General features: G+C 52.6%; 5 protein-coding genes. All 5 read left to right on the top strand.

Features of this window, described 5'->3' with window-relative positions; translation table 11 throughout:
* The first annotated feature begins 103 nt into the window (after positions 1–103).
* The 5 genes from ACXKZG_RS03380 (at position 104) to ACXKZG_RS03360 (ending at position 12,762) form a co-directional block, all read left to right on the top strand.
* A complete protein-coding gene (locus tag ACXKZG_RS03380; RefSeq protein WP_013203875.1) occupies positions 104–775 on the top strand; it encodes a DUF1190 family protein in 672 nt (223 codons plus the stop codon).
* A 4-nt stretch (positions 776–779) separates the two neighbouring features.
* Positions 780–1,940, top strand: coding sequence for a glutathionylspermidine synthase family protein (locus tag ACXKZG_RS03375; RefSeq protein WP_488875693.1), 1,161 nt, complete (start codon positions 780–782; stop codon positions 1,938–1,940).
* Between the two features lie 542 nt (positions 1,941–2,482).
* Positions 2,483–2,926 (top strand): hypothetical protein, encoded by a 444-nt coding sequence (locus tag ACXKZG_RS03370; protein ID WP_487320601.1) that lies wholly within the window; start codon positions 2,483–2,485, stop codon positions 2,924–2,926.
* A 235-nt stretch (positions 2,927–3,161) separates the two neighbouring features.
* Entirely contained in the window at positions 3,162–11,618 is an 8,457-nt protein-coding gene (locus ACXKZG_RS03365; protein WP_488875692.1) for an Ig-like domain-containing protein, read from the top strand.
* Between the two features lie 127 nt (positions 11,619–11,745).
* Complete coding sequence (locus tag ACXKZG_RS03360; RefSeq protein ID WP_134822773.1) at positions 11,746–12,762, top strand: hypothetical protein; 1,017 nt, start codon at positions 11,746–11,748, stop codon at positions 12,760–12,762.
* The last annotated feature ends 10 nt before the right edge of the window (positions 12,763–12,772 follow it).

The following is a 12,772-nucleotide window of genomic DNA, read 5'->3' as shown; positions in this document are numbered from 1 at the left end:
GTATAGCTAAGTAAAGATCCCCCTCCGTACTGCCCTCATCGCTTCATTTTTCACCGCTGTTACCCTATTCTATGCACTACCTTTGGGCACAGGACAGAACGTGATGAAACGGACTAAACAAATCAATCATGCCTCCTTTCGCAAAAGCTGGAGCGCACGACACTTAACCCCGGTAGCCTTAGCGGTCACCGCGGTCTTTATGCTTGCCGGTTGTGAACAATCGGATGAAAGCGTTTCCTTGTATCAAAATGCCGACGACTGCTCCAGCGCCAACCCGGGCAAAAGCGAGCAATGCACCACGGCGTTCAACAACGCGAAAAAAGAAGCGGAAAAAACCGCACCGAAATATGCCACTCGTGAAGACTGCGTGGCGGAATTCGGTGAGGGTCAGTGCCAGCAAACCCCTGCTCAGGCGGGTGTAGGCACAACCAATAATGCCGAATCTCAGCAGAGCGGAAGCTTCTGGATGCCGCTGATGGCAGGCTACATGATGGGCCGTATGATGGGCGGCGGTTTTGGTGGTCAACAGCAGCCGCTGTTCACCTCACGCGCACCGAACAGCCCGGCCAACGGCAAGTTTGTTGATGCCAGCGGTAAAAGCTTTGGCGCTGCCACACCAGGTCGCACCATGAACGTGCCGAAAACCGCCATGGCGCCGAAACCTGCCACCACCAGCACGGTCACCCGTGGCGGCTTTGGTGACAGCGTAGCTAAGCAGGCCACCGCGCAGCGTAGCAGCGCGACATCCGGTTCCCGCCGCACCTCAGGGGGCTAATGCCATGAAGCGTCTTGCTATCGCTGAACGCCCGGACTGGCGTGAAAAGGCCACCGAATACGGTTTCCGTTTTCATACCATGCACGGCGAGCCTTACTGGTGTGAGGATGCTTACTACCAGTTTACGCTCCAGCAAATTGAGAAGCTGGAGGACGTAACCAGCGAACTGCATCAGATGTGTTTACAGGTGGTGGAGAAAGTGGTGAACAGCGAAGAGCTGCTCGCCAAATTCCGCATTCCAAAACACACCTGGGACTTCGTGCGCGCCTCGTGGAAAACTAACCAGCCGTCGCTCTATTCGCGGCTGGATCTGGCCTGGGATGGCCATTCCGACATTAAGCTGCTTGAGAACAACGCCGATACGCCGACCTCGCTGTATGAAGCGGCGTTCTTTCAGTGGATCTGGCTGGAAGATCAGCAGGCGGCGGGTAACCTGCCCACCGGCAGCGATCAGTTCAATAGCCTGCAAGAGAAGCTGATTGAGCGCTTTGCCAACCTCCATCAGCAGCATGGCTTCAGCTGGCTGCATTTTGCCTGCTGTCGCGACACCGACGAAGATCGTGGCACGGTTCAGTATCTGCAGGACTGCGCCACCGAAGCCGGCTTACCGAGCGAATTTCTGTTTATGGATGAAATTGGCCTGGGCGAAAGAGGCCAGTTCACCGATGTGCATGACCAGGTAATCGGCAACCTCTTCAAGCTGTATCCGTGGGAGTTTATGCTGCGTGAGGTGTTCTCTACCAAGTTGGAAGATGCTGGCGTTCGCTGGCTGGAACCGGCATGGAAAAGCATTATCTCCAACAAAGCGTTGCTGCCGCTGCTATGGCAAATGTTCCCCAATCATCCGAATTTGTTGCCGGCGTATTTTGCCGAAGATGAGGTGCCGCATATGGATAAATATGTGGTTAAGCCGTTGTTTTCGCGCGAAGGTTCGAACATCAGCATCATGGAAAACGGCAAGGAAATTGCCAGTGCCGATGGACCTTATGGCGAAGAAGGCATGATTGTGCAGCAGTTCCACCCGCTGCCAAAATTTGGCGACAGCTACACCTTAATTGGCAGCTGGCTGATCGACGATCAACCGGCTGGTATTGGCATCCGCGAAGACCGGGCGTTGATTACACAGGATCTGTCGCGGTTCTATCCGCACACCTTTATTGAATAACGCTGTTATGTCTTTCAGTTGAGCACTCCGTTAACGCGGAGTGCTTCGCTGATGCTGTTCATGTCTTTCCACCCTGTTCTCGGCCCCGGTTCTGCCCCTTCCTTTCCTTTTCCGTCTTTCACGGCAATTTTCTCCTTAGTTTTTTAAAATTTGCGCTGCAGGCAGTCTGATAATTCCTCTTATTCACCTCAAAAATTCCTAAGCGGTTATGCTAACAATCATCAATAATATGAAGACGCACACGCCGAAATAAACAATCGTCCAGAATGACATCAGGATAAAACACAAGGATATCAAGATCTAAAGGTGCCAATAAACGCCCTATATATCCAGTAGTGGCACCCGTAATGGATAACGCTAAAGATTAAGATCTTTATTAATTCCATGATCGTTTTAACAAAACAAGATCTGTTCAACTAATCGTCAAAAACGATTTCATTAAGATCTCTCCCATCTTTATCCTCATGCAAAAGTTGTTAAGAAAAATCCAGTCCTGCGGAGGAATCTTAATAACTTTATTAAAGTTGCCGCCTTGTTATTAGATGAGAGCACCTGTGTGCTTTTCATTTTTACACTCGGCCTGGATAGCCATAAGGATATGTACAATGAAGATTCATCAATTCGTCTCACTTGCGCTTCTTTCACTGACGCTTTGCGCCTGCAGTTCGCCGCAAGGAAAAAAAGGAACGGTCAAAAAAACTGGCGACAGCCTGGTGCAACAAAAGACTGACGGTAAGAAGTGTGTTGATAACTTTGATATGTTGAAAGGCCTGAATTACGAAGCCTTTAATCAGTACCGTCTGCAATTCGATAAAATCAATAACTCCCACGCGTATTTTAAAAGTCATGAAGGCCTGATGGAACAGGATCCGAAAGAGCTGATGACGCTGACTCTGAATGACAAACTGAACATGGTCTGCGAGCGTGTAAAAAGCCAGGCTTTCCTGGAAATTCAAAAAAAAATGAAATCCATCAGCCAGATCTAAATAAACCGCTTTTTGCCGCTGACAGCCTGTCACATTAACAATCAAAAAATCTTTTCCTACATTTTTTTCTCTACTTTCCATAACCTCCTCTCCGGGGTTATGGAACTTTTTTTCCGGACGGGAAGATATGGACTTCAAATTCAAAAAAATAGCCTCTGTTCTTGTTATTCTGAACCATCTGTTTGTCTCGATTGCTATACCGCTTTATTCTTCAGCCGTCCGGGCTAATTCAGACATGCTGGCATTAAGCGAGACGATGGCGGAGCTCAACGCGGGGATAAGTACCCTGCCAGACCGCCTTACCCTTGAGCCCGCGCCTGCAACTACAGCGCAGGAAAGTAGCGATCCTTCGCCGTCGGCACTGAACCTTTCGGCCCCTTTATTCCCTGCCTCACCGGCCTACGACGCCTCTTCTTCCTCTGGCCCTTTCAATACTGCGGCAGAGTTAAATAAAGAAGGCAGCAATGACCTTATTTCACAGCTCCCTTCGCTGGAAGGAAGCCAGAGCAGCTTATCAGAAGAAAAATCGCTGCTGTTAAATGAGGATATGCAACGTTCCCGTGAAGCGGATGAAAACGATCTGCGCCCGCTCGAAGGCGTTAAACAGTTCTGGCAAATCATGGGCGCAGACAGCCGTTCTCAGGCGGGTATGGGCGTCATTACCGGCATTGCGAATGATATGGCCAGCAGTGCGCTGCGTGACTGGATGGGCCAAAGCGGCAATACCCGCATCCAGTTCAATTCCGCGGGTGAAGCCAGCGCCGATTTACTGATCCCGTGGTGGGATACTCCGAGCACGCTGCTGTTCAACCAACAGGGCGTTCGCGTCAATAAAGAACGCACCACGCTCAATCTCGGGCTGGGGCTGCGTCATTACCTTTCCGACCACTTTATGCTCGGGGTCAACAGCTTCTATGACCGCGATATCACCGGCAACAATGCGCGATTCAGCGTCGGGGCCGAAGCCTGGACCCACTACCTGAAACTGAGCGCCAATAAATATCAGCGCCTGACCGACTGGCACCAGTCACCACTGGATGCGATGGAAGATTACGACGAACGTCCTGCCAACGGTTTTGATCTGGCCGCCGATGCCTGGCTGCCGTTCTACCCGCAATTTGGCGCGTCGGTGAAGTATGAAAAGTACTTTGGCAAAGGCATCATTCTTGATAATTCTGCCAGTCCCAGTGACCTGCGGGATTCCCCTTCCGCCGTCACCACCACGGTGAATTACACGCCGATCCCGTTGCTGACCTTCAAAGCGGGCCACAAATCCGGTAGCGGATCCGACAGCTTTGTCGGTCTGGACATTAATTACCGCCTGGGCCTGTCGTGGCAAGAACAGACCGATCGTGAAACGGTCAAGGTGATGCGCAGCCTGCCTGGCGCACGTTACGATTTTGTCGATCGTAACTACAACATCGTCATGCAGTATCGAAAACAGAATCTGATTTCACTCTCCTTACCCGCCTCGGTTAGCGCTGAAGCAGCGTCCACCACGGTGATCACCGCCAGTGTTCGCGCGAAATACGGGTTGAAGAAAATTGACTGGCGCGCAGCAGAACTGATTGCGGCGGGTGGCTCGCTGTCTCAGGATTCGGCGACGTCTGTGGCGGTCAAATTACCGAAGTATCTGCACGAAGGGGTTAACAGCTATACCGTTTCGGCCATCGCCACCGATAACCACGGCAATGTCTCGCCAGAAAGTACCGTGGTGATTAACCTTATCCCTTCCAGCACCATCATCACGCTGGAGGTTAAACCGGCCGATAATGTGGTGGCCAACGGCGTGGATGCTGCACAGCTGCATGCCAAAGTCACCGGAAAATCCGGTGAACTGTTAAGCGATCATAACGTGCGCTTTGTGGTCTCAGGCATTGATGACAGCTGTATTCTGAAGGGCGCTAACAACTGTGAAGCGCTGCATATTACCGATACCTCGGGTAGCGCGATGGTGCCGCTGGCCTCAACCCGCGCCGGTAAGGTCACTATTTTCTCGCATCTGGATAACGGTAACCGCGACAGCAAAACGCTGAACTTTATCGCCGATAGCACTACCGCTGAAATGGCCGAGCTGACCATGGACGTCAACAATGCCGTCGCCAATGGCAGCGTCGCCAATAAAGCCAGGGTGCTGGTCGCCGATTACTACGGCAACCCGATCCGTAATGTGCCGGTCACCTTCTCTGTCGCTGGGAATGCGACGCTTTCTACCACCGCCACCGTGACTGACAGCAACGGTTCTGCCACCGTGGAGTTGACCAGCAAACTGGCTGGCACCGTCACCCTGACCGCATCAGCCACCGGCATGACCAAAAGTGCCGAGCTGACATTTGTCGCAGATTTGCGTACCGCGAAAATTGATGATCTGTTCGCGACGCCAGCCACCGAGGTGACGGCGAATGGCGCTGATGCCACAGTCCTGACGGCAGTAGTGAAAGACACCAACGGCAACCGCGTCAGTGGCGCGCCGGTGATTTTCAACGCCACGGGTGCGGCCAAACTGGGCCAGACCACGGTTATCTCTGATGCCGACGGAGCCGTCAGGGTTAATCTGACCAGTATCCGAGCTGGCAGCAGTACGGTAACCGCAATCACCGGAGAAGATAAAACCGGTAAGCAGGTCACCGTCACCTTTATCAGTGATATCAGTACCGCGCAGATAGACCAGTTCACCGCTTCGCCAGAAGCTGGCGTGAAGGCGGATGGCACTGAAGCCGCCCAGCTCAACGCCGTGGTGCAGGATGCTCAGGGCAACGCCGTCAGTGGGATTCTGGTTAACTTTGCGATAATAAGCGGCAATGGTCGACTCAGCGCGACTGAGGCCATATCGGGCAATGACGGCACCGTTACGATTAGCCTGGCCAGCGCCACAGCCAACAGCATTACCGTCAGCGCCACAACGCCTTTTGACGCGACGGGTAAACAGGTTTCCGTTGAGTTTGTTGCGGACGTTGCCACGGCCAGCGTTGAGAGCCTTATTGCCTCACCTGCCTCTGAGGTGAAAGCCAACGGCATTGCCACTTCGATCCTCAGCGCGCAGGTGAAAGACGCCAGGGGTAACCTCGTCAGCGGGGCAAAAGTGAGCTTTAGCGTGCCTGCCGATGGAAAAGGCAAATTAAGCCAGTCATCCGCTATCACCAGCAGAGAGGGTATCGCCACCGTCCAGTTGACCAGCACGCAGGCGGATACCCTCACCGTTACGGCGAAAACCGATTTTGATACCACAGGAAAGCAGGCCACCGTCAGCTTTATTGCTGATGCCACGACAGCGAGAATTGCCAGCCTGAGCGCATCGCGTGATACAGAGGTGAAAGCCAACGGATCTGACAGTTCACTGCTGACCGCGAAGGTAAAAGATAACTTTGGCAATGCCGTAGCGGGCGTTACGGTCACTTTCCGCGTGCATGGCCATGCCATCCTGGGTGAGTCGACCGCTGAAACCGACAGTGACGGCACCGCGACAGTCTCCCTTACCAGCAAAGCGGCAGGAAGCAGCACGGTGACGGCAGTGGTCGACGGTGACAACATCGGTAAGCAGACTGTTGTTGGCTTTATCGCCGACGTAGCCACAGCGAAAGTCGAGAGCCTGATCCCTTCACGCGATAATGATGTGCTGTCCAACGGCAACGATATGTCGGTTCTCACCGTGACGGTCAAGGATGCCAACGGCAACCTGGTCAATAATGCTAAAGTGTTCTTCAACGTGTCCGGCAAGGGATCGGCGACGCCATCTCCAGCCACGACGTCCAACGGTATCGCGACCGTGCAACTAACCAGCACTGAGGCCGGGATCGTAACCGTTACGGCCACCACAGACGCTGATGCCTCCGGTAAGCAGACCTCAGTCACCTTCAGGGCCGATGTGGGCACAGCCAAAATCGACAGCCTGAGCGCTTCACGAGATTCTAATGTGAAAGCCAATGGCACCGACAGTTCAATACTTACCGCCACGGTGAAAGATGCTAACGGCAACCTGGTGGACGGTGCGAAGGTGTTCTTCACTTCATCAGCAGGCAAGGGGAAACTCAGTCAGACCTCTGCCACCACCGTCAACGGTGTAGCCACGACCGTTCTGACCAGCCTTAGCGCTGAAACCATCACCGTTACGGCAACAACCAACGTCGATAGCACCGGAAAACAGGCTGCCGTCAGCTTTATTGGTGACTCAGACACCGCGACAATTGCCGACCTGAACGCGTCGCGTACGGAGAATGTGAAGGCTAATGGTCAGGACAGCGCCATGGTTACCGCCACGGTGAAAGATGCTCAGGGAAACCTGGTCAATGGCGCGACCGTCACATTTAAGGTCTCAGATGGCGATGGCAAGTTGAGTCCGACTTCGGCAATCAGCCAGAATGGCATCGCAACCGCGCAGCTCACCAGCACAAAAGCTGACATCAGTACGGTCACCGCTGTCACCGACTTTGATAAAATGGGCAAACAAACTTCTGTCAGCTTTATGGCCGACCTTGCCACGGCGAAAGTAGCCAGCTTAAGCGCCACACGAACAGAAGGGATAATAGCTAACGGCACAGATAGTACAACCCTTGTTGCGACCATAAAAGATGCGAACGGTAACTTGGCCAGTGGGGTGCATGTGAACTTCAGCGTGCTAAAAGGTAAAGGGGATCTACAGGCAACGGGTATCACAGTAAATGGAATTGCCAGCGTTGATATGGTAAGTACCCGTGCTGAAATGAACACTGTTACGGCAGTAACGTCGTTCGACACTCAAGTAAACGAGACGCTCTCCATAAGCTTTATCGCTGACCTTTCCACAGCGAAAATAGAACACTTCACCGCTTCACGTGTCTCGAATGTTTTAGCTAACATGTCTGATAGCTCGGAACTTAACGCCATCGTAACTGATGCTAATGGAAACCACGTGAAGCAGGCTGACGTGTTCTTTAACGTTGATGGTAATGGCAATTTAAGTGTCAAGGCAGCCAAAACCAACGATGAAGGCTATGCCACGGTGAATCTGACAAACCGCACTGCGGAACTCAGCACCGTCACCGCAACCACGGACGCTGATAAAACCGGTAAAAATACAACGGTCGGCTTTATCGCCGATCGCACTACGGCGAAAGTAGTTAGCTTCACCGCCTTCCCTCCAACAGCAGTGGCAAATGGCTATTCAGCGATCACCTTGACGGCGGTAGTTACGGATGCCTACAACAACCCGGTGAGTCAAGTGCCGGTAATTATAGGCGATGCGTATATGCTAATGACCACCGACAGCGACGGTAAAGTTAGCGAGGAGTTTACTAGTACCAACGCAGTGACCGAGACTTTACTTGCCATTACGGAGACTGACCCGAACGGTCAACAGGTCACCGTAACCTTTGTCGCAGATGCTCAAACAGCCAGTATTGCCACGCTCACCGCGACGCCGGCATCAGGGATCAAGGCCGATGGCAAAGCGACTTCCACCATTGATGTCACGGTGAAAGATGCCAATGGCAATGTCGTGGCAAACGAGGAGGTAACCTTCCATGTGACAGGTAATGCCGATCTGAGCCCGTCCACAGTCAAAACCAACGGCAAAGGGGCAGCCAAGGTGACGCTGAAAAGCGCTACTGCTGGCAGCACGACCATCACCGCCGTTACGGCTTTCGACACCACCGGTAAACAGACTGCCGTCAGCTTTATTGCCGACGCAGACACGGCAAAAATCGACAGCCTGATCCCTTCACGGACGGATAACGTCAAGGCTGACGGCAGCGATAGCTCTGTGATCACCGCCACGGTAAAAGATGCCAACGGAAATCGGGTCAATGGCGCAAAAGTCACCTTCACGGTAACGGGCGGCAAATTAGCTGAGGACAGCGTTACTACTGTAGATGGCGTCGCCAGCGTGCAGCTAACCAGCCTGTCGGCGGAAAGCATCACGGTCACCGCGACCGTCGGCGCGGACTCGACCGGTAAACAAACCAGCGTCCTTTTTAAAGCCGACCCGGCTACGGCAACCATCGACAGCCTGATCCCGTCACGGCCTTCAGACGTGAAGGCGAACGGCACTGACCACTCCGTGCTGACTGCCACGGTGAAGGATGCTAACGGTAACCTCGTCAGCGGCGTCACCGTGTCCTTTAAAATCAACGTTGGCAATGGGACGTTGAGTCAGAATTCAGCCACTACCGTCAATGGTTTAGCGACTGTCGAACTCATGAGCCGTACCGCTGCAATCACCACGGTCAGAGCGCATACCGAAACGGACACGAACTTCAAAGAGGCCGCCGTCAGCTTTATAGCCGATAGCACTACGGTGAAGATCGACACGCTTACCGCTTCACGATCTTCAGACGTGACGGCAAATGGCGCTGACCGCTCGGTAATTAGCGCCAGGTTAAGAGATGCCAACGGTAATCCGGTCAGTGGATTTGATGTGACATTTACCGTGACATCCGGTGAGGGTGTGCTGGCTAAGACCACGAGGAGCAATGTGAACGGCGTGGCGACGGCGAACCTTACCAGCCGCAGCGCCAGTAGCAGCACCGTCACGGCGACCCTCGAGGGCGACAGCATCGGCAAACAGGTTAGCGTCAGCTTTGTGGCCGATGCCGCGACTGCGCATGTTGACTTCCTGGACGCCTCGCGCAAATCCGACGTCATCGCCAATGGTGCCGACAGTTCGGTGCTTAGAGCCAGGGTGGTCGATGCCTATAACAATGCTGTGAGCAACAAACCCGTCAGCTTCAGCGTAAGCGGAAACGCCAACCTGGCCGGCACGTCCGCGACGACGGACAGCGAGGGGTATGCAGAAATGAAACTGACCAGCCTTATTGCGGACAGCAGTACCGTTACTGCAACCACTGATTACGATAAAACCGGTAAGCAGGCTTCCGTCAGCTTTATTGCTGACCAGGCCACGGCCAAAGTCGACAGTCTTAGCGCTGCGCCGGAGAGTGGAATTACCGCTAACGGCACGGATAAATCTGTGCTGACGGCAACGGTGTCGGATGCCAACGGAAATCGGGTCAATAACGCCCGGGTGACGTTCACCATCAAGGGCAACGCCAACCTCATTAACTCATCGGCGACAACAGGCAATGATGGTAAAGCATCAGTGAGCGCCATCAGCTTTACCGCAGGCAGCAGCACGGTGCTGGCGCAGACAGCTTATGACAAAACCGGGAAGCAGGCCTCCGTCAACTTTATTGGCGATATTGCTACCGCCGCCATCAACAGTTTTACCGCGTCTCAAAGCCAGGTAATCGCTGACGGTAAGTCATTTGCCACCCTGACGGGAATTGTGAAAGATGCCAATGGCAATCTGGTGGCAGGGGCCGCAGTAACCTTTAAAGCGCCAGCTAACGGCACCCTGAGCCAGTCTTCAGCTGTTTCCGACAGTGAAGGCAAGGTGGTGGTAACCATTGCCAGTAAAATAGCGGGGATTCATGAGACGAGAGCCGTGACCAAGTATGATCCTGAGGGTAAGAACGCTGCAGTCAACTTTATCGCCAACGAAAACACGGCAAAAGTGACTGACATTATGATGTCAGCAAATATTCCACTGGCTAATGCTAAAGATCAGTCGATCCTCACCGCTGTAGTACAGGATGCAAATGAGAACCCTGTCAGTGACGTAGAGGTGATTTTTACCCTCAGTGGCAAAGCGACGCCAAATCAGCTTACTGCCCGCACCGACAACAACGGTTACGCGAAGATGACGCTCACCAGTACCGTGGCAGGCAGCAATACGGTTACGGCCAGGACGGATATGGTTAAAGACAGCAAGAGCATCACCGTTGTCTTTAAGGCAGATGCGTCTACCGCCACGATAGCCAGCCTGACGGCAACGCCGGCAGAAGGCATTATTGCGGACGGCGTCGCCGTCTCAACCATCAAGGCTCTGATCACCGACGCCTACAATAACCCTGTGTCGGATACATCAGTTACCTTCTCCGCACCAGGTACGCTTAGCAAAGGACAGGTACAGACCGACAGTGCAGGTATGGCTGTCACGACAGTGAGCAGTTCTCAAGCAATGACAATGGACGTCATGGCCAGCACTAAGGGCATTGAAAAAACGGTGAGCGTTACCTTTATCGCCAATACTAAAACAGCCGTCGTCGACAGCCTGACGGCCTCGCCAGCGACCGGCGTGACGGCGGATGGTAATACCTTCTCCACGCTCACTGCCGTGGTGAAAGATGCCAAGGGGAATCCCGTAAAAGATGTGGCGGTCACCTTCCAGGCGGCAGGAACAGTTATATGGGGCGCAAGAACCCTTAAAACAGATGCTGAAGGAGTCTCCACAGCGGAAATTGCCAGCACCCTTGCAGGTAGCATAACTCTCACTGCCATCATCAGCACTGACACAACCGGCAAGTCCACAAAGGTTATCTTTGTTGCCGCCCCAATTAATGCCAGCAACTCAGTCTTGCAACTTAGCAACAACATATTGCCAGCTGATGGGAAATCTACGCTTGCCATAACGTTAACTGCGAAAGATAAATTTCAGAATGTCGTCACTGGAGGGAAAGTTGCCTTCAAGGTCGCTAATTTAGAAGGAACGAAAATAAGCGCAGTCACTGAAAAGAATGGGGTTTACACGGCGACACTGACCGGCGGGACGAAAGCGGGTACAGGAACTATCTCCGTTCTGCAAAATGATGTCTTAGTGGAAAACATGTCGGTTGATGTGGGCTTGTATTCGCCGCAGTTAACCTTAGTAATTAATTAAGCGACTCCGAAACTGTGTTTATAGTTAACAGGCCGGTAATCGCCGGCCTGTTAAAATTGACGCTACCGAAGACGGAATAAAACAGCCGAGGCTCCATTAATTAACTGATGTAAAGGAACTACGATAAATGAAAAAATCATTGAAAAGAAAAATCACCTTTGGCCTGTTCACCCTGACACTGTCATTTAATGCTGCCGCCCTTGACTGTTATATTGGTAATACGGTCGATGAAGTTGTATCAATCGGTAAACTGGTACTGCTCTCTGGCACGCAGAATGGCAGCCGGGTCTGGGAATCAAAAGAATATGTGCGTGATATTACCTGCAAAGGAAGTATCCAGGAAAACGTCTATTTTTATCCATTTCCCTATATTAAGAGCGAGACGCCGCCAAGCGGCGTAGAAATGGGACTGGTATATGATGGTAAAGATCTCGGTACCTTTGATGAAAGCTCAGGAAATGGCAACATCAACACCAAAATTGATACCGGCTGGACAATCAACGGAGCGGCCGCTACAAAAACATTTCGATTTCAGGCCTATCTGAAAAAGACCGGGGATATCGACACCAGTAAGGTATCAGGCGCTATCCGTCTGTTTCAATTGGATGGCAAAGGTGGATTAAACAAAGCGGCTAACGCAATGAATTATAAATTCAGCCTCTCAGAGTGGAATCAGGCCGGCACGGTAAGCTGTTCCCATACGGTTTCTAACAGCACATTCAGTCTTGCAGTGCCCACAGCCCAAGCCCTGTCAGCCTCATCAAGCCTCAGTGCGCAACCGGTGGTGAATATTGCCTGCTCGTCGGATACCTCCGGGCTGGCTAATTTAATTTCCACTGTAACCGGTGACTTTTCGCTGTCAGGAAATGCCATGACAAACAAAAGCGATCATTACGGCACTGACAAAGACCAATTTGGTTTTGCCGTCGCCCTTAAAGGAACCGCTGTCACGCCCGGTAAGACCGTGCCGTTAACTATCCCGATTAGCGCAGGCAAGGCAAGCTACTCTGTGCCGCTGGTATTAACCCCAAAACTGGCAGCATTAACCCTGAACAGTCCAGCGTGGATCTTTAACAATGCCGAAAAAGAGGTGAAGGCCAAAGCAACGCCGGTTTTCACACCTCATTCTGTCAACACCAACTGATGGTGTGCAT

The sequence above is a fragment of the Erwinia sp. 2186 genome, from assembly GCF_057812255.1.
Note: the sequence above shows the minus strand (reverse complement) of the source record. Positions and strands in the feature narration are given on the sequence as shown.